This is a genomic window from Caballeronia sp. Lep1P3 (assembly GCF_022879595.1).
Taxonomy (GTDB): domain Bacteria; phylum Pseudomonadota; class Gammaproteobacteria; order Burkholderiales; family Burkholderiaceae; genus Caballeronia.
The window spans coordinates 1,025,366-1,051,590 of the sequence record NZ_CP084266.1; the positions used below are offsets into that span (position 1 = coordinate 1,025,366).

The 26,225-nt window shown below is 64.5% G+C and carries 17 protein-coding genes and 2 pseudogenes; 12 read left to right on the top strand and 7 right to left on the bottom strand.

The window, feature by feature from the left end:
- The first annotated feature begins 58 nt into the window (after positions 1 to 58).
- Both LDZ27_RS19215 and LDZ27_RS19220 read left to right on the top strand, forming a co-directional pair.
- Entirely contained in the window at positions 59 to 1,342 is a 1,284-nt protein-coding gene (locus LDZ27_RS19215) for an MFS transporter (protein ID WP_244817266.1), read from the top strand.
- 4 nt (positions 1,343 to 1,346) lie between these two features.
- Complete coding sequence (locus LDZ27_RS19220) at positions 1,347 to 1,799, top strand: type II 3-dehydroquinate dehydratase (protein WP_244816459.1); 453 nt, start codon at positions 1,347 to 1,349, stop codon at positions 1,797 to 1,799.
- A gap of 6 nt (positions 1,800 to 1,805) precedes the next feature.
- Here LDZ27_RS19220 and LDZ27_RS19225 read toward each other — a convergent pair whose 3' ends face one another.
- The gene (locus LDZ27_RS19225; RefSeq protein ID WP_244816460.1) at positions 1,806 to 2,069 is read right to left on the bottom strand and encodes a hypothetical protein; all 264 of its coding nucleotides are present in this window, start codon (positions 2,067 to 2,069) and stop codon (positions 1,806 to 1,808) included.
- Between the two features lie 42 nt (positions 2,070 to 2,111).
- Here LDZ27_RS19225 and LDZ27_RS29045 point away from each other — a divergent pair, with 42 nt between their 5' ends.
- Positions 2,112 to 2,714, top strand: coding sequence for a hypothetical protein (locus LDZ27_RS29045; protein WP_370653443.1), 603 nt, complete (start codon positions 2,112 to 2,114; stop codon positions 2,712 to 2,714).
- A gap of 116 nt (positions 2,715 to 2,830) precedes the next feature.
- Here LDZ27_RS29045 and LDZ27_RS19235 read toward each other — a convergent pair whose 3' ends face one another.
- Entirely contained in the window at positions 2,831 to 4,060 is a 1,230-nt protein-coding gene (locus LDZ27_RS19235) for a hypothetical protein (RefSeq protein WP_244816461.1), read from the bottom strand.
- A 1,584-nt stretch (positions 4,061 to 5,644) separates the two neighbouring features.
- Here LDZ27_RS19235 and LDZ27_RS19240 point away from each other — a divergent pair.
- Genes LDZ27_RS19240 through pelG form a run of 7 tightly spaced genes read left to right on the top strand, consistent with a single transcriptional unit; the run spans position 5,645 to position 18,516 of the window.
- A complete protein-coding gene (locus LDZ27_RS19240) occupies positions 5,645 to 8,611 on the top strand; it encodes a bifunctional glycoside hydrolase 114/ polysaccharide deacetylase family protein (RefSeq protein ID WP_370653444.1) in 2,967 nt (988 codons plus the stop codon).
- The gene (locus LDZ27_RS19245; RefSeq protein WP_244816463.1) at positions 8,586 to 12,458 is read left to right on the top strand and encodes a tetratricopeptide repeat protein; all 3,873 of its coding nucleotides are present in this window, start codon (positions 8,586 to 8,588) and stop codon (positions 12,456 to 12,458) included. The genes LDZ27_RS19240 and LDZ27_RS19245 overlap by 26 nt, the downstream gene beginning before the upstream one ends.
- Before the next feature lie 49 nt (positions 12,459 to 12,507).
- Positions 12,508 to 13,050, top strand: a complete 543-nt coding sequence (locus LDZ27_RS19250; protein WP_244816464.1) for a penicillin-binding protein activator LpoB — start codon at positions 12,508 to 12,510, stop codon at positions 13,048 to 13,050.
- Positions 13,051 to 13,053: 3 nt separating this feature from the next.
- On the top strand, positions 13,054 to 14,511 hold the full coding sequence (locus LDZ27_RS19255; protein ID WP_244816465.1) for a PelD GGDEF domain-containing protein: 1,458 nt from the start codon (positions 13,054 to 13,056) through the stop codon (positions 14,509 to 14,511).
- On the top strand, positions 14,498 to 15,553 hold the full coding sequence (locus tag LDZ27_RS19260) for a sugar ABC transporter permease (RefSeq protein WP_244816466.1): 1,056 nt from the start codon (positions 14,498 to 14,500) through the stop codon (positions 15,551 to 15,553). Before LDZ27_RS19255 ends, LDZ27_RS19260 begins: the two co-directional genes overlap by 14 nt.
- A complete protein-coding gene (gene pelF / locus LDZ27_RS19265; protein WP_244816467.1) occupies positions 15,550 to 17,124 on the top strand; it encodes a GT4 family glycosyltransferase PelF in 1,575 nt (524 codons plus the stop codon). Before LDZ27_RS19260 ends, pelF begins: the two co-directional genes overlap by 4 nt.
- 21 nt (positions 17,125 to 17,145) lie before the next feature.
- Entirely contained in the window at positions 17,146 to 18,516 is a 1,371-nt protein-coding gene (pelG, locus tag LDZ27_RS19270) for an exopolysaccharide Pel transporter PelG (protein WP_244816468.1), read from the top strand.
- Positions 18,517 to 18,784: 268 nt separating this feature from the next.
- On the opposite strand, the gene LDZ27_RS19275 is transcribed toward pelG, so the two are convergent.
- The 4 genes from LDZ27_RS19275 to LDZ27_RS19290 form a co-directional block, all read right to left on the bottom strand.
- Positions 18,785 to 19,282: a MarR family winged helix-turn-helix transcriptional regulator gene (locus LDZ27_RS19275; protein ID WP_244816469.1), complete on the bottom strand. Its 498-nt coding sequence runs from the start codon at positions 19,280 to 19,282 to the stop codon at positions 18,785 to 18,787.
- Positions 19,283 to 19,356: 74 nt separating this feature from the next.
- Positions 19,357 to 21,255: a feruloyl-CoA synthase gene (locus LDZ27_RS19280; RefSeq protein ID WP_244816470.1), complete on the bottom strand. Its 1,899-nt coding sequence runs from the start codon at positions 21,253 to 21,255 to the stop codon at positions 19,357 to 19,359.
- A 111-nt stretch (positions 21,256 to 21,366) separates the two neighbouring features.
- Entirely contained in the window at positions 21,367 to 22,818 is a 1,452-nt protein-coding gene (locus tag LDZ27_RS19285; protein ID WP_244816471.1) for an aldehyde dehydrogenase, read from the bottom strand.
- A 22-nt stretch (positions 22,819 to 22,840) separates the two neighbouring features.
- The gene (locus LDZ27_RS19290) at positions 22,841 to 23,680 is read right to left on the bottom strand and encodes a p-hydroxycinnamoyl CoA hydratase/lyase (RefSeq protein WP_244816472.1); all 840 of its coding nucleotides are present in this window, start codon (positions 23,678 to 23,680) and stop codon (positions 22,841 to 22,843) included.
- A gap of 389 nt (positions 23,681 to 24,069) precedes the next feature.
- On the opposite strand from LDZ27_RS19290, the pseudogene LDZ27_RS19295 reads away from it, so the two are divergent.
- A pseudogene (locus LDZ27_RS19295) lies at positions 24,070 to 24,750 on the top strand (MFS transporter); the annotation flags it as partial.
- A gap of 11 nt (positions 24,751 to 24,761) precedes the next feature.
- On the opposite strand, the gene LDZ27_RS19300 reads toward LDZ27_RS19295, so the two are convergent.
- Positions 24,762 to 25,579, bottom strand: a protein-coding gene (locus LDZ27_RS19300; RefSeq protein ID WP_244816175.1) for an IS5 family transposase whose coding sequence is annotated in 2 segments (ribosomal slippage) — positions 24,762 to 25,231 and positions 25,231 to 25,579 — 819 coding nt in all. Because the reading frame shifts where the segments join, the coding sequence is not laid out codon by codon here.
- A gap of 86 nt (positions 25,580 to 25,665) precedes the next feature.
- Here LDZ27_RS19300 and LDZ27_RS19305 point away from each other — a divergent pair.
- Positions 25,666 to 26,193 (top strand): annotated as a pseudogene (locus LDZ27_RS19305) (MFS transporter); the annotation flags it as partial.
- Positions 26,194 to 26,225: the final 32 nt, after the last annotated feature.

Here is a 26,225-nt window from a genome sequence, read left to right on the forward strand (position 1 = left end):
GTCAGTTACCGCTGACCCGAACATCGTTGCGGGCGAGCAATCCGCGCAGGCTCATCTTATGGCGCGTCGCGCGGTGGCGGGCGCGACCGTCGGCACGGCGCTCGAGTGGTTCGACTTCGCCTTGTACGGCGTCGTCGCTGCCACGATCTTTCCAAAGCTGTTCTTCCCCTCGCTCGATCCGACCGCCTCACTGCTGGCGTCGCTGGCGAGCTTCTGGGCAGGGCTGGCCGCGCGTCCGCTCGGCGCGGTGATCTGCGGCATGCTCGGCGATCGATGGGGCCGCCGCAACCTCATGCTCGTTACAGTCTCGGTGATGGGCGCGTCCTCGTTTCTGATGGGCCTGCTGCCCACTTATCAGCAAGTCGGCATCTTTGCGCCGATACTGCTCGTCTCGCTGCGCATCATTCAGGGTTTCGCACTCGGCGGTGAATCGACAGGTGCCCAACTGATGGCGGTCGAACACGCGTCGCCGGCGAAGCGCGGGCTGTATTCGGGCCTTCTTGGCGTCTGCTCGCCGCTCAGCCAGATCATGGCCAACTTCGCGCTGTTCGCATTGTCCGGCTTGCTTTCGGCCAACGACTTCGAATCGTTCGGATGGCGCATCCCCTTTCTCGCGAGCTTCGTGCTCGTGCTGCTCGGCATCTATATCCGAATGAAGGTGAGCGAGACGCCGGCGTTCGAGGCGCTGAAGAAGAACGGCGAAGGCGCGCGTGCTGCGAACCCGCTCGGCGTCGTGTTCAGGTTTCACTGGCGCACAGCGCTGCGCCTAACACTGTTTTTTTGCGGCCCTGCGGCGCTGTTTTACCTGATCGTAGTGTTCTCGCTCAGCTATCTGACGAAGAACCTTGGCGTGCCGAAACAGACCGGCTTCATGCTGCTGATGGTCGCCAATGTGTGCGCCATCGTCGGCGCGCTGGCGGGCGGCTACTTGAGCGACCGCATCGGGCGTAAAGGCGCGCTTCTGATCGGCTCGTTCTGCACGCTGGTCTGCTGCCTGATCTACTTCCCGATTCTCAATCAGCACTCGGTCGCAATGACGATGGCCGTCATGGGCGCGTTCCTCGGCTTCACGCAGTTTCAAAGCGGCATACAGCCGGTGTGGTTCGCGGAATCGTTTCCGACAGAAGCGCGCTACACGGGGTCGGCACTCTCGTACTCGGGAGCGAACCTGCTCACCGGCGGGCCGATGCCGATCGTCGCGGTGGCGCTGCTCAATGCCTTTCATGGTTCGCCGTGGGCGATCGTGGCTGTCTGCGGCTCACTGAATCTGCTTTCCTTTCTCATGATCGCAACGTCGCGGGAAACGAAAAACATCGCCCTCGAACGCAGCACCGCTCACTGAAACCATGACTCGCAAACTCTACATTCTCAACGGCTCCAATCTGAACATGCTGGGCGCACGCGAGCCGCACATCTACGGCCATACGACGCTCAAAGACATCGAACAGAATTGTCTCGCGCTGGCCGAAGATCTACAGTTCGACTGCGTGTTCCGTCAGACCAACAGCGAGAGTCAGTTGATCGACTGGATTCAGGAAGCGTTTCTGCAGGACGCCGCGCTGATCATCAACCCGGCCGGCTTTTCGTTCGGGCGGATTCCGGTGCTCGATGCAGTCAAGTTGATCCATCGGCCGGTGGTGGAAGTGCATATCACGAACATCCACCGGCGCTCCGAGGAGTACCGTCACTCGACGATTTCGGTGGCGGCGACCGCCGTGATTTGCGGAGCGGGTGCGAACGGCTACTTACTGGCGATCCGCGCAGTCGAGGATCTTTGGAGCCCCAAATCCGATGCATGAGGCGCATCACCGCGCGGTTGCGAGTTCCGGCATGAGCCGATTGATGACGCTGTGATTCAGCGCGGTCCGGAACTCGCCCGCGTCGCTGCAAGCTTCCCGTTCGTGTAATTCGATGTCGCGGTAATGTGCGGCCACGAGATGGTCTTCGACGTCGTTGAGTGAGGCGAAAGAAAGCACCGAATTGCCGTCTATCGCCTCACCTTCGGGATTTTCCTGCGTCGTCCCGATCGTATGCAGTTGCGCGTGGCGACGCACGTAGCTGTGGGTCACGGCTTTCCATAGCAGGGCATCGACGTGCACTTCCAACCACCAGTGTTGAAACGCTTCCCGCGTGTATTCGGGCCGGCGCACTGGATCATTCGCACTCGAAAAATATGGGAAAGGCGAGTCTTCGCGGGAAGAGACTTGAAGGCGACCACTGCTGAGTTGCGTGAGCACCATTGGAAAGAACTGGCGCGCCTGGACTTGGTGCCCGTCGGCCATTTAGCCTTCTACGATCGCGTGCTCGACATGAACTTCACGCCCGGCAACCTACCCGAGCGCGTGCGCGACTTCCACGGCGACAAGGACCCGGCGCCGTGGGGTTCGTTGATCGCCTGTCACCGCGCGTGCGTCGAACCAGCGCTGTGGACGTCGGTGGCGGTGGGCATTTTTTGTCTGGCGCTGGATCGGCGTGCTGGCGATTCCGCACTGCGTGCTGTTGATCCGTCTGCCGGGGGTGCACCTCGGCCTGCACATTCTGACCGACGTCATTGCGGGTCCCATCATCGGCGCTGCAATGGTCACGCTTTTAACGCGGGCTCCGTTGCGGACACCATTCGCGCCGCGCGTCGTTTGATTTACGGAGCATCGGCCTGCCGTCAGGCAGACGCTGGCCTTTCTGTTTTTCTGTCAACTGGCCACCATGTTCGATGAACCCAGAGTGCTCGCCGTGTCGCTCATGAGAGTGCTGTAACAACGCCTGAATTTATCCGACGGGCGGCGCGGCACGGCGCGCACCGCCCTCTTTCGCGCTGACTATGCAGCGTCGATCACTTGGCCGCGAAGACCGATACGCCACCGTTGACGAATCCGTTCGCCGCGCAATTCGGGCATCCCGCAGGCGACGTCGCCGACGAGTACGGCATGAAGATCATCCCCGTTGCCGGATCGATGGCAACGGAGTGCGCGTTGTTGCCTGCATTGAGCCGCGCCACGACACTGCGTTTTGCGGCATCGATGATGGTGAGCACCGGCGTACAGGGCGACGCCGTCGAACACGTACCGTTGGTCGACGCATTGCCCGACTGAGTCCAGCGGCTTGCCGCGTTGTAATAGCGGTTCGTCCCGGAATCGTATTCCAGTTGATCGCCGCCGCCCGCGTTGAGCGATGCGACGAGCGCGCCACTCGACCGGTTCATGATCTGCACGAGCAAGGGTGCGCCGGTTGTCGCCTCTCTGCATCCCACGGCGATATCCGTTCCCGGTCCAAGCGCGAGTCCCGTGGGATCGCAATTGCCTTCCGCGTACATGGCGACACCCGCGAGCGTCGTGTAGTTCTGCGTACCGCCGGTCGGAATCGCGCGGATGGCCGCACCCGGCAACTTGACCAGTTCGCCGTGCGGGTTGGCCGTGCTGCCGTCGACGTTCACGTAGAAGTTGTCGCCAGCCGGATCGTACCGGCACGCTTCGAGGCCCGCGGTCGGCTTTCCAGCGGCATCGGTAAAAGTCACTTTCGCGATGATGCGCTGCGTCGCCGTGTCGATGAAAGTGGCGAACGGGACCGGTTCTTCGGGGCTTGAAATCATGAAGACGCCGTGCGTCGCATCGAGACAGCCTTCGTCGGCGCGAACGCCGGTGCTGCTCACCGTGATCTTGCTCTGCACCGCGCCCGCCACAGGATCGACGACCTTCACGGAGTTCACGTCGCCGACATAGACGAGACTGCCGACCGCGACCGCGCCGTCCGGTCCGGCGGAAGCGTTCGGGCCTGGGCCCAACCCCGCGAAAGCAAGATCGCCGCTGCCCTGTATCGCCTTGACGAACGTCTTCGAAGCGATATCGATCTCATCGAGAGACGCATTATTGCGATCGGTAAAGACGTAGCGGCTGCCCGAAATGGCGCCGATATCGAACGAAAAATTTACGCCGGCCTTGATGTTCGGCACGGCGATATCCGACACGTAGCGCGGCGCGCTGTTGTTATCGTCGTGACCTCCACAGCCCGCGAGCGCCGTGGCGGCGACGGCCGCCAACGCTTGCTTCCACCTGTATGTTTGCATCGCTTATCCCCTTGGACAGTTGAATAGCCTGCATCCAGCGCGCGTCGCGAATCACGGACGCTTGCACAGGATACGGACGAGGCGGCGCGAAAGATTGCTATCGTTTTCACCGGCATGTGGATGGGCTTAAGTTAAGCAAGTCATAAGGCTGGAGAGTCGATACTGTCATTCTCGCCAGAACGAGGTCGTCTCGGGCGTCGCGAGAAAGACTGGTGGTGACCGGCCGAACAAGCCTTCCTCACATGCTCTTGCTGGATGGCCGACTGCCTCAGTTTTCGAGGGCACAACGAAGAAGCGCGGCAGCAGTTCGAGCGTGCTCGCCACGGCAAATGACTTCTGCCTGCTGTACAAACAGTACAACGCGCGGCGCCGCCAGCTCGCAGGTGATTTCCGGCAGGCGCTATTCGATGTCCGTGTGTGCACGTAACTGAACGGCAGGAGATGGCCGACAAGCGCACGCTCGCCGGCCGCGGCACTTAGACTTCCGTTTGACGAGCGGGCGAACAATTAAACGCTTCCATGGCAACCTCCTCTTCGACGAAGGGAGATCAATCCTGCGCTCAGTCGAGCGGTCCCTGTCCGCCCCGAAACGGACCCTCGCGTGTCGCTTGCACGATGGACCGCTTCGGGATGACAAGCGGACGTCACGATGAACGAATTCTTGACGTGCCCGACAGTTACCGGTCTTCGGGGCTTTGCAAGAACACATAGCTTCCTTCCACGGATAACACGAAGGTCGACACTCTTGCATTCGGATGTGCGGACAGCGAAACGACCGCGTTGCCGCCGTTGCGCTGTTGACTATGCGCTCGTCACTGCTTGGTCAGTTGCCAGTTATGGACCGGATGCGTAGCGCCGGCGGGCATCGCCCACGCGCCGCCCGAGTCGAAGTCATATCCGCTGAAGACGATTCGTTGGCTCATGTGCGCCGTGGTCAGGCCGTTGGCATTGCGACGGGCGTGCCCGTGTTCGCGAAAGCTCTGTTCGCTTGCTAAACCGTTTGCGCGCAGTCCGTGCGCCCACCGTCCTGGCGGTAATCGCCGCGCCGGTCGCGAACGACTCGCCGATGACGCACCCGAGGCGCCGCCGATGCTATGACGCCATGCCGCCCCGCTCGCCGTCCATGGCCTCCCGACCGAAGTCGTTTATAGTGGCCCACAGGCCATCGAGGCTTCGGAACGCGGGCGGGCCGACATCGTGCTACTGGATTCTGGATGTCGGACGTGTGGAGACTCCAGATTGCCGCCTGTCTGCGCTTACTGGTCCGCCATTCGGCGCTTTGGGCTCCCGGAAATCTGTAAGCCGCGAAGGCGGCCGGTTTCGACGCGCTTACCGTTCGAAGCCGACGGACGCCGCCAAGCTCGCCCCGCTACTGCCTTACCTCTGCCATGCCGATCCGACGCCGAGCGGCCCGCAAGCGTGACACATCGAATCCGAGTAGATGCAAACCGTGAAGGCCCGACAGATGAGACGACAGCACAGTCACTACGAGCACGTTGCAATGCAAGGAGCCGCCGATGAACGGGGCGGCGTCTGCCCCGCATAATGCGCGGCGTTGGCTTCCGAAGCGTCGTGTGGCGCAAGATGGCGGCGCTCTTCGCCGCCTCGTTGACGTTCGCCTGCGCGCGCGCCGACGATACGGCGCCGCCGCAGCAGCCCGAGCCCCGGCCCCAGCCGTCCATCGCGCTCTTCTACGGCGCGCCGGTGCCGGTCGGCCAGTTCGCTTCGTTCGATAACGTCGTGGTCGAGCCGGAGAGCGGCTTCGATCCCGCCGCGCACGCCCCGGCTTCGGGCGCTCCCCAATGGCTCGCCTACGTGAGCGTGGGCGAGGTGACGCCTTCGCGCGCCTATTTCAAGGAAATGCCGCCCGCGTGGCTCAAGGGCAGCAATGCGACGTGGGCGTCGCGCGTGATCGACCAGTCCGCGCCCGGATGGCCGCAGTTCTTCGTGGCGCACGTCATTGCGCCGTTGTGGGACAAGGGCTATCGCGGCTTCTTTCTCGACACGCTTGATTCTTACCAGTCGATCGCCACCACCGACGACCAGCGTGCGCGCCAGGAAGCGGGGCTCGTCGCGGTCATCCGCGCGTTGAAAGCGCGTTACCCCGACGCGCGGCTCATCTTCAATCGCGGCTTCGAGTTGATGCCCGAGGTGCACGATCTGGCGTATGCCGTCGCGTTCGAGTCGCTGTATCGCGGCTGGAATCAGGCGAAGAAACGCTACGTCGCCGTGCCCGAAGCGGACCGCGAATGGCTGCTCGCGCAAGCGAGGACGCTGCGCGAGCGATACGGCCTGCCGGTGCTCTCCATCGACTATTGCGCGCCCGCGGACCGCGCCTGCGCGAACGACGCGGTCCGCAAGATCAGCGCGCAAGGGATCATTCCGTATGTGACCGACGGTGCGTTGCAGACCGTCGGCACGGGTCCCGCGCGGGCGTCGGCAGCGAACGAGGCCCCGACCGCGCCGCTTGCCGCCGCGCTTTCTGCGCCGGATGCCGCGTCGCGCCGCGCCGCGCCGCGCACGATCCTCGTCGTGCAGGACGTGCAGCCTGGCGCGAGCCTCAACGTGACGCCCGGCGTGCGTTACGTCTCCATGCCGCTCAACTGGCTCGGCTACCGCGTCGAGTTCGCCGACATCGCGAAGCCACTTCCCGAAGGCGACTTGTCGGGCCGTTACGCGGGCATCGTCATGTGGCTGGACTCGCCGGTGCCGGATCGCGCGGCGTTTCGCGACTGGCTCGAAGCACAGGTCGAGCGCCATATGCCCATCGCGATGCTGACGACCTTCGGCATCGACGTCCAGGGCGATCTCGCGCAAAAGCTCGACCTCGTGCCCGTCGCGGGGCGGCCGGGCAATCGTTTGCGCGTCGAGTCGATGGACGCTTCGATGATGGGCTTCGAAATGCAACCGCAGCCCGATCCGCACGATACGACGAACGTGCGCGCCGGCCCGCACAGCCGTTCGCTGCTGCGGCTGGCCTCGGCGGATGCGGGCAACGACTTCGCCATCGACGCCGCCGCGATCACGCCGTGGGGCGGCTACGCGATGCGCCCGTTCGCCGTCTTCGACATGCCGATGGCCAACGAAGCGCGCTGGGTGCTGCAACCGATACGCTTCTTTCGCGCGGCGCTGCGCCTGCCGGACGACATGCCCGCGCCCGATCCCACGACGGAGAACGGCCGGCGTCTCCTGATGACGCATATCGACGGGGACGGCCTCGCCTCACGCGCCGAATTCAGCGTGAACGGCGGACCGATGAAAGTGTCCTCCTCCGCGCCGCCGGAGTATTCCGGCGATGCGCTCTACAACGTCATCCGCCAATTCGGTCTGCCGACGACCGTCTCCGTGATCGAGGGCGAAGTCTCGGACGAAGGACCGTATCCGAAGGATGCGCCGCGCCTGCGGGCCATCGCGCGGGAAATGTTCGCGCTGCCGAACGTCGAAATGGCGAGTCACACGTACACGCATCCGTTGCAGTGGATGCGCGTGACCGGGCTCGGCAAATCGAACGAAGACACCGATACGGTGGAAGGCGGCGGGCGCGCGAACCACAACGGCCTTTCCATCGACATACCGGGCTACCGGTACGACACGGACCGCGAAATCGGCGGCTCCATCGCCTACATCGACCGGCTCGCGCCCGCCGGCAAGCGCGTGAAAGTGCTGCTCTGGAGCGGCGACTGTCAGGTGCCCGCGAGCGTCATCGAAGCGGCGGACAAGGCCGGCGTCTACAACATGAACGGCGGCGATACACTCATTACTAAACGCTATCCGAGCTGGGCCGCGATCGCGCCGGTCGGCGTGGACAAGGACGGCTTCTTTCAGGTGTTCGCGCCGGACCAGAACGAGGAAGCGTACACCGCGCTCTGGCAGGGCCCGTACTACGGCTACGAACGCGTGCTGGAAACGTTCGACATGACGGAGCATCCCATCCGCTTCAAGCCGGTCGATGTCTACTACCACATGTTTTCCGGCACCAAGTACGCGTCGGTGAAGGCGCTCACGGACGTGTATCGCACGCTGTCGACGCAACCGCTCATGCCCGTGTACGTCTCCGAATACGCGCAGAAGGTGCTCGACTTCGAACGCATGGACATTTCGCGCGACGGCGACTTCTGGCGCATCCACGGCAGCGGCGCGCTGCGCACGGTGCGGCTGCCCGAGGGCCGCGTGCCCGATCTCGCAAGTGCGGAGGGCGTCGCGGGCTATCTGCCGGGACCGGGCGGCGTGTATGTCCATCTCAGCGGCGCGGATGCGCGCTTTCGCGTGGTCGATGCCGCGCACGCCGCGAAGCTGCCGTATCTCGCCGAAGCCAACGGCGTCGTCGATCACTTCGCGCGCACGCCGCGCGGCTTCTCGTTCGATCTCGCGTCGCACGTCGCGCCTCATTTCGCCGTCGGCGGTGAGCCGCGCGCGAATGCATGCATCGCGAAGGCGGATGGCCGCCGGCTCGCGCCCGGCATGGCCCAGGGGCGGCGCGTGTATTCGCCGTCCGGTTCCTTCAGCCACGCAACGAATGCCGTTCATGTCGATGTCGTCTGCGCAACCTGACCGCCAGCGGCTCTTTTCGCCGTTCGTCGTCGCGGCTTTCGGGCTGCTGGTCGCGCTCATGCTCGTGCTCGCGTTTCCTCGCGAGCGGCTCGAAGAACGGCTGCTCGCGGGCGGTCAGGTGGATACGCTGACCGTCGCGTATCTCGAAGCGTGGCTGCGCATCGAGCCGGACAACGCCGAGGTGCTGACCGAGCTGACGCAGGCGTATCTGAAAGCGCGGCGCATCGCGGATGCGCAAAGGATGCTCGCGCGGCTCTCCGTTTCGCCCGATCCGCAAGCGCAGACGAGCGCGTTGCAGGCGCGCATCGGTCTTGCCGAGACCGACGCTTACGCGCTGAAGCCGGGCGATCCGGCGCGAGCCGCGAGACTCGAGGAACTCGACGCGCTGCTCGCCGAAGCCCTCGAGAAGCCGTGGGACGCGGCGCAACTCGAAGCATTGGCGGCGAAGGCGCGTGCGCTGAACGACAGCGCGCTCGCTGGCCGGTACTACGAGCGACTCGCGCGAGCCGAGCCGGGGCAGGCGTCGCGCTGGCTCGCGCAGGGCGCGCAACTGAAGCTCGCCGCGGGCGATCATGCCGGCGCCGCCGATGCCTTCTTCGCGGCGCAGGCGCATGCCACGACACACGACGACGAGCGGCGCTTCTTCCTCTCCGCATTGCAGGCGTTGCAGTCGGCCAACCGCCCCGCCGACGCGCTCGCCGCCGCCGACGCGCATGTCGGCTCGCTCGCCCGCGACCGCGAAACGCTGCGCTATTTGACGCGCCTTGCGCTAGCGGCGGGCCGGCCCGATATCGCGGACCGCTACGCGCGCCGTTTGCTGGACATGTCGTCGCGCGAGCGGCGCGACGGCGCGCCGAGGCTCGCGGCGTGGCGGCAAGCGCGCGGCATCGCGTGTGTTCGGGCCTGCATGAACGGCCGCGCGCATCGGATGCATGCCGTCTTCGCCGCCCGCGACGGCTTCGCTATCCGGCGCATAGCGAATCAGGAAGCATCGGCGGCCATCGACGCGTCGGACTACGAACTCGGCTTCAAGGTGTTCCTCGCCAACGGCGATCTGGCGAGCGCCCAGCGCGTCGCGCAGCAAGCGGTGAACCGCGATCCGGCATCGGCCGAATGGCGCGAGCGGCTCGCGCAAGTCGCCGAATGGAACCACGCGCCCGATGTCGCGCTCGCCAACTATCTCGCGCTCGCCCGCACGCGCAACGACGAGCGCGACTGGAAGCAGGTCGAGCGTCTCGCGCCCGCGCTCGGCGACAACGACGCGATGCTCGCCGCCGCGATCCACGAATCGGACCGCGCACCGGGCGACCTGAAGCAGCTCGACCGCGTGGTGAGCGCGTACGAATCGCAGGCCGATCCCGACGCCGCGCTGCGTTTCCTTCAGGCCCGCGCGAACGGTCCGTACCGCAGGCCGGTGCTGGAGCGCTATGCGCAGCTCGCCGAACGCAAGGGCGACGACGATCTCGCCATCGAGACCTACGAGCGCCTGATGCACGAGTTCGGTCCCGCTCCCGCTTACGCGCTGAAGCTGGGCCTGATGTACTACACGCGCACGCGCTTCGACCGCTCCTTCGCCGTGCTGGATTCCGCGAAGAGCCGCGCGCCCGCATCCGACGCGGACTTCTGGCGTTTCTATGCGATGCTCGCAACCGTCGAACAGCAGGACCGCAAGGCGCGCGAAGGCTACGGCATGCTCGTGCGATCCGGCAACGCGTCTGCCGACGATCTCTCCGCGATGGTCTCCCTGTACGAGAATCAGCCCCTCGAAGCGGGCCGCATCGCGGAATTCGCGTATCGCAAGACGGGCAACGAGCGCCTGCTCGAACTCGCGGTCTACGACTATCTGCGGGCGCGCGCGACCGGGCGCATCCGAGCGTTGCTGGCCTCGCTCGATCCGGCATCGCTAGCCGCGGCCGAGCATTCGCCGCGCTTCTTGCTTGCCCGCGCGCAGTATCTGCAGCGCGCGGGCGACCCCGACGGCGCGCTCGCCGACACGCGGGCCGCCGTGGCGCTTTCGCCGGGCGACGACGAAGCGCGCGCCGCGCTGATCTGGGCGCTCGACGGACGCGGCAGCACTGCCGAACTGCGCGCCACGCTCGCCCGCTATGCCCGCGACGCCGAACGCGACAGCACGCTCTGGGGACCGTATGCGGCGGCGTATCTGCGCTTAGGCGATGCGCGCGGCGCGCTGCACATGATGCACAAGGAGGCCGCCTCGCGCCGCGACGATCCGCTGTGGGCGCTGGGCTTCGCGGACGCGCTGGAACTGAACGGCCGTATCGACGACGCATGGCGCGTGCGTAACGCCGTCTGGAAGAAACAGATGGCGCTGCGTTCCGCGGGCAAGCAACCCGGCGGTCTCGACGACGAGCAGCGCGAAGACCTGCGTGCACGCCTGGTCGGGCTCACGGACCAGTTCGCGGGCGGCGACGCGTCGCGCGCGGTGCTGATCGAACTGCTGCGTGGCGACCGGAGCGGCAGTGCGGCCGACGTTTCAGACGACGATGCGCACGGCAACGAACAAGCCCAGGCGCCCTTCGCCTCGACCGACGATGCGATGCGCCGCGCCGCGCATCGCGAAGAGAAACGGCAGCGCGTGTATTCGGCGGTGGCGCGCGAGGCCGCGCTCGGCTGGCTGCAATCGCACGACGCCTACGACGCCGAAAGTCTCTGGCTGCTGCGCCAGTACATCGACAGCGCGACGCGCCCCGCGTATGCCGAAGTGACCATTGCGCTCGCGGAACACGACCGGGCGACGCTCAACCGCCTGCTCGATACCGAAGCCGACTGGATTCCGCGCCAAAACCGCCTCGACGCCGAAGCCGCGACCGGTCGTTTCGGCGACGTGCAGACGCACGCCTACGAGCAGCAGTTCGCGCTGCCGGATGACGAAATCGTCAATCAGATTCTGCGCGAGCAATTGCTGCGCAATGCGCAGGCCATCGCGCCGCGTTTTCGCGTGATCGATCAGGGCGGGCTGTCGTACACGGAAGCGGGCATCGGCGCGGGCTTGCGGCTCTCGCCCACGCAGTCGCTCGCGCTCGATTACGCCGAACGCAATCAGCACGGCGATGCGTCGTTGCCGAACGTGCCGCAGCACGACCGCCAGCTGTCGCTCGCGTGGCGGCATCTCGGCCTCGACGATACCGAGCGCGTCGGCCTCGGCCGGCGCGACGCGCTCGACGACTTCACGACGTTTCGCCTCGACGGAACGCTTTTCGAGCAGCAGAACCTGAGCTTCAACTACGCGCTCGGCTTCAACCAGATGGCCACCGAGACGAGCCAGCTGATCGTCGGCGGCGTGAAGCATCTGGCGAGCGTCGGCGTCAACTATCGGCCGGACCCGCATGTGTTCGTCGGTGGCCGCGTGGAATACGCGCGCTTCTACGGACAGGACAAGTCGTTTCTCGGGACCGGCACCGTCGCGGACTTCAACGCGGGCTACAAGCTGCGCGTCGATTACCCGGACTACACCATTCGCGCGGTGCTCACGCACGGGCAATACAGCGCGTCGGGCAATCCCGGCGGCCAGCTCGCGCGCCTCTTGCCGGCCGGCACGCCGCTCGCCGCGCAGCAGTTCATGCCGCAGACGTTCACGCAGGAAGGCGTGCTGTTCTCTTTCGGCGACGACCTCGAAGAAGGCTACACACGCGCGTGGCGGCCGTTCCTCGCCGCCGGGCCGATCCACGATTCGAATCAGGGCTGGACGGCGCAGGTGCGCGTGGGACTCGCGGGCAGCGTCTTTGGCAACGATCAGGCGACCATGTATTACGAGCACGCCGGCGTCACGTCCGGGCGCACGCAGGCTTTCACGGAGTACGGCGTGCGCTATCGCTGGCTGTATTAGCGGCGCGGCCGCGTCACGGGCATCGAAAAACGAAGCAAGCGGAGCACACATGAAAACGACACGACAATTCGAACGATGCGCTGGATTGCTGGGCGGCCTGTGCATCGCGCTCACGCTGAACGCCTGCGCGGTGGTGGATCGCAGCGACAGCGCGACGGCGCTCGATAAAAACGCGAGCTGGACCGTGCTGCCGATCAGCAATCGCACCGAAACGCCGCAGGCGGGACTGCGCGCGTCGGCCATCGCGCAGAGCCTGCTCGCGTCGGGCGGCGCAGCACTCACGCGCTATCCGGACACCGGCGACGAGGAAACGCTCTTCGATACCGCGAAGCCCGACATCAACACGAAGGCGCTCGCGTGGGCGCGCTCGCAGAACGTGCGCTACGCGTTGACGGGCACGGTGACGGAATGGCGCTACAAGGTCGGCGTCGACGGCGAGCCCGCCGTGGGCCTGACCTTCGATGTCATCGATGTCGCAAGCGGCAAGGTCGTCTGGAGCGCGGCGGGCAGCCGCACCGGATGGAGCCGCGACGCGCTCTCGGGCGTCGCGCAGAAGCTCGAAAAAGAGCTGCTCGGCGCGCTGACGAAGTAAGTCATGAGAACCGTGGACCGCAAACCGCAGGCATCGAGCAAGCCCGTCGGCGTGGCCGGCGCCCGGCGGCAACGCGAGGCGCAAAGCGGCCAATCCGTCTCGCAGGACATGCCGTGGGCGCGCGTGTTCGCGCCTTCGGGCATCTCGGGCAGGCGGGCCGCGTTCATCGCGATGGAAGTCGCCGTCGCGACTATCGTCATGGCCGGCGTCTGCTGGTTCGTCGACCCGGCCGATCCGCTGTTCTTGCGCACGGGCTTCGGCTGGGTGTGGCTTCTTCCGGTCGTCTTCGCACTGCGCTACGGCACGCTCGCGGGCATGGCGAGCGCGCTTTTGCTGCTGCTCGCGTGGTATGTGTCGAACGCGGTCGGCCCGGCTCGGGCGCACGCCGCACACGCTGTTTTTCCCGGCGGCTTCTTCTTCGGCGGCTTCGTGCTGACGCTCCTGTGCGGGCAGTTCGGCGATATCTGGATCGGCCGTCAGCGGCAGGCGCGCATCGCGAACGACTATCTCGCCGAGCGTCTCTCCATTCTCACGAAGAACCAGTTCCTGCTGCGCCTGTCGCACGAACGGCTCGAACAGGACGTGCTCGCGCGCCCGGCCACGCTGCGCGATTCGCTCGCGCGCTTGCGTTCGCTCGCGCTCAACGACGAGGACGACGGCCCGCTCACCGGCGCCGCGCGCTTTTTGAAGACCGCGGCACAGGCGTGCCAGCTCGAAACCGCGAGCCTCTTCGCGTGGACCGGCAACACCGTGCAAACGACGCCCGTCGCGAGCGTCGGCGAGCCGTTCACGCTCGATACGGCCGATCCGCTCGTCACCGAGGCGCGCGAAACGCTTGCGCTGACGCATCCGGAATCGAGCGCCGCATCGGGCGCGGAGGCGAACACGCGTTATCGCGCGGTCGTGCCGCTCCTCGATGCGGGCGGCCGGCACGTCGCGCTGCTCGTCGTCGAGCGCATGCCGTTTCTCGCGATGACGCGCGACAACCTGCAGTTCCTGCTCGTGCTCAGCGGCTATTACGCGGACAGCGTGCGCCACGCGGAGATCAGCCGATCGGTATTGCAGGCGTTTCCGCGCTGTCCGTACGATTTCGCGCTGGACTACGCGCGTCTCGTGCGTCTGCTGCGCGATACCGGCGTGGAATCGTCGCTCGTCGCGCTCGTCTTCGATGCGAGCGAGTTCGGCGTCTCGCTGCATGAACACGTGCTGCGCCTGCGGCGCTCGCTGGATGCGCAATGGCCGATCGTCACGCCGACGCAGCGCGTCGTGCTCACGCTGATGCCGCTGTCCGGCGAAAGCGCTGTGGCGGGCTATCTGCTGCGCATCGAAGACAACCTGCGCGCGCAGTTCGGCGCGGATTTCGAATCGGCCGGTATCGCGACGCATTCGATGCGTCTGTCCGCCGATTCGCCGATCGACGCCCTGCGTCAGTTCCTGAGGCTCTGCCATGCCGACGACTGAGCGCCCCGCACATCGCGCGACCGCCTTCCTTGCATGGCTCGCGGCGCTCTTCGGCGTGGCCGTGCAGATCTACGTGTTCGCGCTCGCCTCGCACACCGGGCCGCCGACGCGCGTGCTGCTCGCCTGCCTCGCTGCCCAGGCGGTGGCGGCCACGCTCATCGCGTTCGCGGGCTGGCGTGCGCTGCCCGCGCGTTATCGTTCGACGGGCGCGTGGTGCTATCTGTGGCTCTTCGTTTTTGCGGTGCCGGTGGGCGGCGCACTGGCCTCGGTCGGCGCGATGGCGCTCGCGGCGGCGCTGCCGCGACGCGTGGCAGCGAAGGGCATCGCGTATATCGAGGAACCGGAGTTCGCGACGCATCTGATTCCGCACGTGTCGTACGGACGCGGCGCGCGCCTGAAAGCCGAGTTGCAGAACGCCGAAGCGGGCACGTCGCTGCGCATGACGGCGCTGCTCGCGATGCAATCGATGCCCGCGCATACCATCAGTCCGCTGTTGCGCGGCATGCTCGCCGATCCGCTCGACGATATTCGCCTGCTCGCCTACGGCATGCTCGACAGCCAGGAGAAGCGCCTCACGCAGCGCATCCTCGCCGCGCGTCCGCGCCTTGCCGAGCCGCTCACGCCGCGCGAGCGTTACCAGGCGAACAAGACGCTCGCCGAGCTTTACGGCGAACTGATCTACGCGCATCTCGTGCAAGGCGACGTCTATCGCAACGCGGCGGAACAAGCCGATGCCTACGCCGCCGCCGCGCTCGGCATCGAACCGTCGGACGCCGCGCTGTGGCGCATGCGCGGACGCCTCGCGCTCGACGGCGGCGATCTCGACGCCGCCGACGCGCTGCTCGAACGCGCCATTCAACACGGCTTCGCCCGCGACCGCATGCTGCCTTATCTCGCCGAAGCCGCTTATCTGCGCGGCGATTTCGCCCGCGTGAAGACGCTTCTCGGACAGATGAGCCCGTCTGCCGTCCTGCCCGTCATGAAACCCGTGCTCGATTACTGGCGCGGCTCGCTCGCTACGCTGCGCAAAGGCGTCTCATGAACGCGAACATCGCCGATATTGCCCAAACGTCATGGCCGGCGTTGACGACAACACTGCCGAAGGCATCGCGCGCCGACGTCGTCCTGCTCCTCGAAGGCACGTTCCCGTACGTAAGCGGCGGCGTGTCGAGCTGGGTCAATCAGATGATCCGCGCGTTCCCGGACCTGAGCTTCGCGCTGTGCTTTCTCGGCAGCCGTCCGCAAGACTATCCGAAGGCTTCGTACGCGCTGCCGGAGAACGTCGTGCATCAGGAAAATCACTTTCTCTACGACTTCGCCGCCAACCCCGAAGTGGCGAAGCGTCGCGGCGACCGCGCGGCCTTCGCGCAGTCGGCGCAACTGCACGAAGCCATGCGCAATCCCGCGATGCGCGCCGCCGCAGGCTCCATGCTGCGCGACATGCTGAAGGACCTCGCGCCCGATGGCCGTTTGTCGGAGAGCGAATTTCTCTACTCGCGCGAGGCGTGGAACTACGTGACGGAGCAGTATCGCGAACGCTGCACGGACCCTTCGTTCGTCGATTATTTCTGGACCGTGCGCGTGATGCACAAACCGCTCTGGCTGCTCGCGCGCATTGCCGAAGGCTTGCCGGATGGGGGCGTCTATCACACGGTGTCCACCGGCTATGCGGGATTTCTCGGCGCGCTTGCGCACTACCGCACGGGCCGGCCGCTGCTCGTGTCGGAACACGGCATCTATACGAAGGAACGCAAGATCGACTTGTTTCAGAGCCAGTGGATACGCGATAACCGCAGCATCTTCGAGCGCGACGTGTCGCAGGTCGGGTATTTTCGCGATCTGTGGGTGCGTTTCTTCGAGACGCTCGGGCGCGTGTGTTACGACGCGGCGGACGACATCGTCGCGCTGTACGAAGGCAACCGCCAGCGGCAAGTCGCCGACGGCGCGCCCTTGCAGAAGACCGCGAGCGTTCCGAACGGCGTCAACCTGCCGCGACTCGCGCCGCTACGCGAGAAACGCGCGCCCGGCGTGCCGAAGACGCTGTGCCTGATCGGGCGCGTGGTGCCGATCAAGGACATCAAGACCTTCATTCGCGCGATGCTGACCGTCGTGCGCAAGGAACCGCTCGCCGAGGCGTGGATCGCGGGACCGGAGGACGAGGACGTCGAATACGCGAAGGAATGCCGCAGCCTCGTCGAAAGTCTCGGGCTGGAGGGCAAGGTCCGATTCCTCGGCTTCCAGAAGATCGAGGAACTGCTGCCCAAATGCGGCGTGCTGGTGCTCAGTTCCATTTCGGAAGCGTTGCCGCTCGTCGTGCTCGAAGGCTTCGCGGCGGGCGTGCCTTCGGTGACGACGGATGTCGGATCGTGCCGTCAGTTGATCCACGGACTGCCCGGCGAAGACGCGGCGCTCGGTGCGGCGGGCCGCGTCGTGCAGATCGCCGATCCGCGCGCGCTCGCCGACGCCGCGCTCGATCTCCTCGACGAGGACAACTGGCGCGCGGCGCAGGCGGCGGGCATCGCGCGGGTGGAACGCTTCTATACGCAGGAGCGGATGGTGGGCGCGTATCGCGTGCTGTACGAGCGGCTCATCGGCGGCGCAACGCGCACGTAAATTCAGGGACACGCAAACGTCATGGCGGGAATCGGCTTCGAACTGCGCAAGATGCTCAGGCGCGACACGCTCGTCGGGTTGATGCAGGCGTACGCCTACGCGGGACTCATCAGCGCGGGACCGTGGATTCTGTCGATCATCGGCATGCTGCTGATCGGCATCCTGAGCCTGCCGTTCGTGCTGCCGACTGGACTCATCACGCAGTTTCAGGTGTCGGTGACGTACCTCATTTCGCTGTCGCTCGTGCTGACGGGGCCGCTGCAACTCGGCTTCACGCGCTTCACCTCCGACCGGCTCTTCGAGAAACGCGCCGACATGGTGCTGCCCAACTATCACGGCGCGGCGCTCGTTTCGACCGTCGCGGCGATGCTGCTCGGCGGCGTCGCGGTGATCTTCCTGTTTCCCGATCAGACGGCCGCATACCGGCTTCTGATGCTGGCGGGCTTCGTCGTGATGAGCAACATCTGGCTCGCCACCATCTTCCTGTCCGGCATGAAACAGTACATGTCCATTCTCTGGGTGTTTTTCATCGGCTATACGCTGACGGCGGGCGCCGCAATCACGCTGAACGTGTTCGGCTTGACGGGTCTGCTCGGCGGCTTCGTGTTCGGGCAGACGGTGCTGCTCGCGGGGTTGCTGACGCTGATCTATCGCGATTACACGAGCGACCGCTTCATCGCCTACGACTTCTTTTCGCGGCGCTACCGCTATCCGACCTTGATGGCGACGGGCTTTCTCTACAACCTCGGCATCTGGGCCGACAAGTTCATGTTCTGGTACGCGCCCGGCACGGGGCAGGCGGTCATCGGGCCGCTGCGAGCGTCGATCATCTACGACATTCCCGTGTTTCTCGCCTACCTCGCGATCATTCCCGGCATGGCCGTGTTTCTGATGCGCATCGAGACGGACTTCGTCGAGTACTACGACGCGTTTTATGCAGCGGTGCGCGAAGGCGCGTCGTTGCAGCATATCGAACGCATGCGCAACGCGATGGTCGAGGCGCTTCGCAACGGGCTCTATGAGATCGTCAAGGTGCAGGCGACGGCCGCCCTGCTCCTCTTTGCGGTCAGCGCGGTGCTGCTCGGCTGGCTGCGCATTTCGACGCTCTACTCGCCGCTGCTCTACGTCGATGTGATCGCCGCGAGCCTGCAAGTGCTCTTCATGGGCGTCATCAACGTGTTCTTCTATCTGGACAAGCGGCGCGTGGTGCTTGCGCTCGTCGCGTTGTTCGTGGTGTCGAATGTCGTGCTGACGGGAATGACGCTCATGGCGAATCCCGGATGGTACGGCTTCGGCTTCGCGGGATCGCTACTGTGCGTGGTGCTGGTGAGTCTCGTCTGGCTGGATCGGAAGCTCGATTCGCTCGAATACGAAACGTTCATGATCCAGTAAGCGGCGCACGTGCTAACGCAGGCGAGGCGCGCGTCGATCCGCCCCGCGCGGAACGCATTCACCACGAAATCGACGAACACGCGCGTTTGGATTGCCAGCAGTCAGACGGGCAGCAGGCGCATGAGGCTGCCTTGCTGAAGCTAGCGCGCGGCATGCGGCATGGGTATCAGCGCGATTTCCGGCCCTTGCATGGCGGCGGCGGCCACGGCTTCGGGATCGTCGAAGGTCATGCGGGCGTGGTGCCGGACGAGGCATTGCTCGCCCACGGTCAACCGCGCAGATTGCGCGCGAACATTTCAAGGCAGTTCTGCACGAGCGTCGTGTCGGCTGCCTGAATATCTTTGACCATCTGGTCTTCGATCGTACGAACGACGTCCATGCCCAGCCGCAGCACGCGACGCCCTTCCTCTGTCAGCCGCAGAACGACGATGCGCCCGTGATTGGGGTCCGGCTCGCGCGTGATCCAGTTCCTCGCGGTCATTGCGCTCATCACTTCGTTGGCCGACTGCGGCGTGATAAAGGATCGTTCCGCAAGCTGCGCGTTCGACGCTTCGCCGCGCGCGTCGAGCACCGAAAGGGCGGTGAATTGGGCAAGCGTAAGCCCCACAGGTGCGAGTGCCTCTGTCATCTTTCGGCGCAAGATGCGATCGAGGCTTCCAACCAGGTAGGTCAGGCGTGGCCTCGCGTGTGCCTTGCGCGGACGTGACGCGACATGCGCGGACTTCGTCGTCGACGGGGCTTTTCTTGCTGGCGCTTTGGTCGGCATCGCAACGCTAAAGTGAGCTTGGGAAGTTGCCCATGTTACCGTGTCGGCGCGCCCGGCCGGGTCAATGTCAACTTTCAATCGCGCATTCCCCTCGCGAGAATCACTTGCGAATCAGGTCCGCTCGAATCGTACAAAGCGTCGACAATCGCCGCGCGGTGTGTCAACACCGCCGATTGATTGATCGAACCTTTATCGGTGATTTCGCCGCGGTCGAGTGAAGGCGGCATCTCCAGCAAGCGCATGCGCGCGATGGTGTTTGCACTGCCCGTCGCCTGCTTGTTCAGTCGTGCAAGCAGTGTCACGAAGAACTCGCGTACCGGAGGAGCTTCGGCGATTTCGCGCGCGCTCGCATCGGGCGACAAACCTGCGAACTTTCGTATCTCGTCGAATCTTGGAAAGACCAATGCGCCTACGTCGTCACGGTTAATTCCCGTAATGACGACGTCCTGAACATACGGCGCACCCTCGGAGATGATACGGGCGCGCATGGGCCCGACGCTGACGAACGTCCCGGAACTGAGCTTGAAATCCTCGGCGATGCGGCCATCGAACATAAGGCCTAGCTCCGGTCGTTCTGCATCGACGAACTTGAGCGCGTCGCCGCTGCGGTAGTAGCCTTCTTCGTCGAAACTCTGCGCTCTCTGATTGCTGTTCATGCGCCAGTATCCGGCCATGATATGCGGGCCGCGGAACCGCGCTTCCAGTTTGCCGTCCACCGGAACCAGCTTCACTTCACAGCCGGGAGCCGGAACACCGACGTATCCTGCCCGCATGACCGAGCCCGTCGTGAACAGGCACGACGGCGACGTCTCCGTCATACCGAGTCCTGCCATGATCCGTATGCGTTCGCCGCAGTAACGGGCGGTCACCTGTTCGAGCCGGTTCCACGCTGCCTGCGACAGCCCTGCGCCCGCGAAGAAATACACCTTGACGCGAGAGAAGAAGGTCTCGCGCAGTTGCGCATCGGTTTCGAGCGCAGCCGTCAATTCTTCCCATCCCTTCGGCACGTTGAAGAAAATCGTCGGCGCAATCTCGCGCAGGTTTCGTACTGTTTCTTCGAATTTTCCCGGAACGGGTCTGCCGTCATCGATATAAAGCGTTCCGCCGTTGTACAGCGCGATACCGACGTTATGACTGCCCCCGAACGTGTGATTCCAGGGCAACCAGTCGACCAGAACCGGTGGTGCATCGGCGAAAGCGGGGAAGGTCTCGAGCAGCATCTGCTGATTGCTGCAAAGCATGCGATGTGTCGTCGGCACAGCCTTTGGCAGCTTCGTCGACCCCGATGTGAACAGGAACTTCGCGATGGTGTCTGGTCCGACCGCGCGCTGCGCATCGTCGACGCTCGTGGGCGGCGTTGCGATTAAATCGGCGAATGATGACGATGCCCGCGTGCACGACCCCGATGCGCACACGACTTCCACGTCTTCCGGCACGACGGCATCGATCGCGACCGCGAAAGCATCACCGTCAGTCGCAAAGACGAGGCCGGGTTTCAGAAGTTCCAGCGTATGTCTCAGCTTGCCATAGTCGCTCGACACCAGCGAGTATGCCGGCGAGATCGGCGCATATGGCACGCCGGCCCACATCGCACCGAGCGCGACCTGCAGATGTTCGAGATCATTGCCCGAGAGAATTGCGACAGGCCGCTCGACCGACAGCTTGCGATCGATCAATGCCTGCCCGATGGCCCGCGCCCGGTCCAGCATCTGCGCGTAGCTAATGCCACGCCATGCACCGTTGGCATCCCGACGTGCGACGAGCCAGCGCTCTGGATGAACTTTCGCGCCGCTCACGAGCTTGTCCGTGAATCGATCGGGATAAGATCCGAGCGGCTCTTGTGCGCTCATATACCAGATGTCGCCGTTCGAGCGAACGTTGATGCCGGGGCGCCCGATGCGCACCTCGCGATGCGGCAAGTCCGCCAAGTCCCGCGCGTCTTCGCGATTCTCTCGAGTTGGCTCGAAATTCATTGTTTGTCTCCGCTGAATGTCCCGGCATCGTCCCGCGCGTTGCATGACGCGCGGATACGCTATTCGCCTTCTCGGCGCTTGGCCTTGGGTTGATTATTCCCACGCGCCGAATCAGATCGGATAGTGCCGCTCGCCCGTCTGAACCGTGATCCAGCGCAGATCGGTGAATTCCGCGATCGATGCCTTGCTGCCAAAGCGGCCATAGCCGCTTCCTTTCACGCCGCCAAAAGGCATCTGCGCTTCGTCATGCACCGTCGGGCCATTGATATGGCAGATGCCGGATTCGACGCGTTTAGCGACATTCAACGCGCGCGCGATGTCGCGGCTGAACACGGCTGCCGACAGGCCGAACTCGCTGTCGTTCGCGACGGCCACGGCTTCGTCGTCGCTGCCGACGCGCTGCACGGTGACGACCGGCCCAAACGATTCCTCGGCGTACAGCTTCATCTCGCGCGTTACGTTATCGACGATGGTCGGCTGCATGATCGCGCCGTCGATTGCGCCGCCCGCCCGGATATTTGCGCCGTGGCTGCGCGCGTCCTCGACGAGCGCCGCAATACGCTGTGCGGCTTTCCCATCGACGAGCGCCCCGAGCTTCGCTTCGGCGGCGGTCGGCGCCATGGCGACGAGCGTGCGCGCCTTGGCTGTGAGCTGCTCGATCAACTCATCGGCGATGCTTCGATGCGCGATGATGCGCTCCGTCGACATGCAGATCTGGCCTTGATTGAAGAAGGCGCCGAAGGCGATCGCCTCGACCGCAGCATCGAGATTCGCGTCGTCGAGCACGAGCGCCGGCGCCTTGCCGCCGAGCTCCAGCAGCGCGGGTTTCAGGTGTTTCGCCGCATGCATGGCGATGATGCGCCCGACATGGGTTGATCCCGTGAAGTTCACACGGCGCACCGCGCGATGAGCGATCAGCCGCTCAACGATGGCCGCCGCGTCCTCGGGCGCATTCGTCACGACGTTGACAACGCCGTCCCCGAGACCCGCCTCGTGAAGCACCGTCCCGATCATGCGATGCACCGCCGGACACACTTCCGATGCTTTGAGCACGACGGTGTTGCCGCATGCGAGCGGCATCGCGATGGCACGCGTACCGAGAATCACCGGCGCGTTCCACGGCGCAATGCCGAGCACCACGCCGCATGGCTGGCGCACCGCGAGTGCGAGATTGCCGGGCATGTCGGCGGGGATCACACTGCCGTCGATTTGCGTGGTCATCGCCGCCGCTTCACGCAGCATGTTCGCGGCGAGATGGACGTTGAAGCCGTACCAGTTAGCCATCGCGCCCGTCTCGGGGATTCCTGCCGCGATGAAATCGCCGGTGCGCGCATCCATGATGTCCGCAGCCTTGAGCAAGCGCGCGCGACGCTCGGAGGGCGTCAGCGCCGACCAAGCCGGAAATGCGCGAGCGGCGGCTTCGACGGCGGCATCGGCGTCTTCGAGCGTTGCTGCCGGCGCGCGTGAGGCCACGACACCCGCGACAGGATCGAGGCGGTCAAATGTCGCCCCATTCGATGCGGCGCGACTCTGCCCGCCGATCAACATGCTCACTTCGTTCACGGTGCTGTCTCCTGGAATGCGCTTACTGTTCCGTGCGCTTATATGACTGCAGTCCCGGCTTGATCGACTTGTCGTCGAGGAACTGCTTCAGGCCCTCTGCACGGCCCTGCTCCGGGTCACGCAGCAGCGCCTGATCGAGCTTGGCGTACAGGTAATCCTCATTTTGGTCCCACGTCAGTTCACGTGAGCGCTTGAAGCCGTGCTTGGCTGCGCGCAGAACGACCGGATTCTTTTCCAGCAGCTTCTGAGCGAGCTTCACGACTTCCTCACGCAGTTGTGCACGCGGCACGCTCTTGTTGACGAGGCCCATCGCTGCGGCTTCCTGACCCGTGAAGGTGTCGCCCGTCATGATGTAATGCAGTGCCTGACGATGACCGACCGTATCGGCCATTGCCTTGCTCACGAGATTTCCCGGCGGAATGCCCCAGTTGATTTCAGACAGGCCAAAGACCGCTTCGTCCGCCGCCATGGCGAGATCGCACGCAACGAGGGGCGAGAAGCCGCCACCGAAACACCATCCGTTCACCATTGCGATGGTCGGCTTCGCGTACATGCGTAAGAGCTTCCATTGCCACTGGCAGGCATCGCGGCGAATTTTCTCCTGAAGAATCTCCGGACCTGCATCGACTTCGCGGAAATACTCTTTCAAATCCATGCCGGCGGTCCAGGCGTCGCCTGCACCGGTCAGCACCAGCACGCGCGCATCCGCATCCAATTCAAGCGTCTCGAGGACCTGAATCATCTCGCTGTTGAGCGTGGGACTCATTGCATTGCGCTTTTCCGGACGATTGAACATCACCCAGGCGATGCCCGACTCCACTTTCACGTCAACGGTTTTCCAGCGACCTTCATAGCTTGCCATGCCTTTTCTCCAGCGCCTCGCGACGCAAAGTGTGAGTGTGTCCCCTGATCGCAGCGGCTGCCGAATGCACCGTTGTTTGTATCAGGTAGCCTGACACCAATTCTAGTATCAAGCAGCCTGATGAAACAAGCGGCGCACACTCGGTAAAAACCCTCGGCTGGCATGCGATGCGATCAGTGCTGGCCCTCGCGCCGCACGTAGGGTATTCACCGAACTCATTTGACTTGCCCGAATCAGGCGACCTGATATGAAATATGCCCATCCAGCCGAACGGACGACACAGGTCCCTTTTTTTAGCGCTCGATATCAGGAAGCCTGATTAACAGTGGAAAGTCACCGATTAAACAACCGACATGAAAACCACCAGAACAGTATTGCCGGGAGACGGCATGAACACACGGTCCGTTGCGAGCACCGGCGCGCTCGCCACCTTGGGTCTTTGTTTTGCCATCGCGTTGCTGGAAGGACTCGACTTGCAGTCGGTCGGCGTAGCCGCGCCGCGCATGGCGCGCGAGTTCGGCCTGTCCGTCGCACAGATGGGCCTTGCGTTCAGCGCCGGAACTTTCGGCCTTCTTCCCGGCGCAATGTTTGGCGGCCGGTTGGCAGACCGGATCGGCCGCAAGCGAGTATTGATTCTTTCCGCGGCCATCTTCGGCCTGTTGTCAATCGCGACCGCGCTCGTCACGAGCTTCAACGCGCTGGTCGCCGTTCGGGTACTCACTGGAATCGGGCTCGGCGGTGCATTGCCGAACCTTATCGCGTTGTCTTCGGAAGCAGTGTCGCCCAGGGCGCGTCATACGGCGGTGAGCGTGATGTATTGCGGCATTCCGTTCGGCGGCGTGATCGCTTCGGTCATCGGCATTGTCAGCGCGGGCGATATCGAGTGGCGGCACATTTTCTATGTCGGCGGTGCCGGACCGCTGGTGCTCGTGCCGCTGCTCTTCGTGTTCCTGCCTGAGTCGAAAGCCTTCAGCCACGCCACGCATGGCGCGACTGGCAGGCCCGAGCCCGTCATGCAGGTGCTGTTCGGTGAGAATCGCGCCCTTTCGACGGCGCAAATCTGGATCAGTTAAAGGCCAGTTCAAAAAGCGCGCTCCGTTCGGCTGAAGATGTTCCAGCAGACGAGTGCGCAGGCTAGCTTTAAGAAAGCTTCGTGAATGTCAGCGCGGCGTTCGAAGCGAGTGCGGAGGCGACGGAAACCATGGAGCCAAGAATGAGTCCGTTCGACGACCCAACGGAATTTGCCGAGGCCGCTGCCGTGTTCCGTGCGACGCCTGGCGATAACCGGTTGGATGCCGCGCTCGCGAAGCCGGCGGCGATGCGAGTCAGAATCGTAACCACGGTCGGCGTAGATGACCTTGGGCTTGCGAAGCGGTCGGCCGCGAGTGCCACGAATCGGCGGGATGGCGTCGACCAGCGGAAGCAGTTGGGTGACATCGTTGCGGTTTGCACCGGTCAGAATCGCGCTGACTGGAACGCCGTTGGCGTCTACGAGGACGTGGTGCTTGGAGCCTGGTCGCGCACGATCGGTGGGGTTTGGCCCAGTTTTTGGCCCGCCCCAACGGCTCGCACGGACGATGAATCGACAGCCGCATGTGAGAAGTCGAGCTGGCCCGACTCGCGCAGCTTGTCGAGCAGCAGCCCATGCAATCTGTCCCACACCCCGGCCTGCTGCCAGTCGTGCAACCGACGCCAGCAGGTCGCGCCAGAGCCGAAGCCTAGCCGCGTCGGTAGATGGTTCCAACGGATACCTGTCTTCAGAACGAGCAGGATGCCATTCAATGCTGCACGGTCCGAGACCGGTAGGCGCCCGGGGTAACGCTTGCGTCGCGGTCTGGGCGCTGGAAGTAGTGGTTCGATCAGTGCCCACAGTTCGTCATCGATGATAGGTGCCGGCATTCCTTGATCCGTTGTTCAGGCATCCAAGGTTAACCGTTTCGAAGAAAAGTAAACAGCCCTTCCGAGCTCTTTTTGAACTGGCCTTTTACTTCTGCACGCTGATCGTCCTCTACTTTCTGCTCAACTGGCTGCCTTCCCTCATGGCCGCGCGCGGTCTTGGGCGCGCCCAAGTGGGCATCGTGCAAATCTTCTTCAACGTCGGCGGCGGTCTCGGCGCGCTCTGCATCGGCATGCTGATGGACCGTTTGCGCGGCGGCATCGTCGTGTCGGGCATGTATATCGGCATCATCGCGTCCCTCGCTGCGCTCTCCATCGCGCCAGGCTTTGCGGCACTCACCGTGTCCGCGTTTTTCGCGGGAATGTTCGTGATCGGCGGGCAGTCGGTCCTGTATGCACTTTCCGCCGCCTTCTATCCGACCTCGATGCGTGGCACCGGCGTCGGCGCTGCCGTCGCGGTAGGACGCGTGGGCTCCGTCGTCGGCCCGCTCGCCGCTGGGCAGTTGCTTGCGATGGGACGCAGCGCATCCGTCGTCATCGGCGCGAGCATTCCGGTCACCCTGATTGCGGCAGCCGCGGCGCTGATGCTGATCCGCCGCCCGCGCGTGACCGACTAAATTCGCACAACAACACATGGATACAACACACT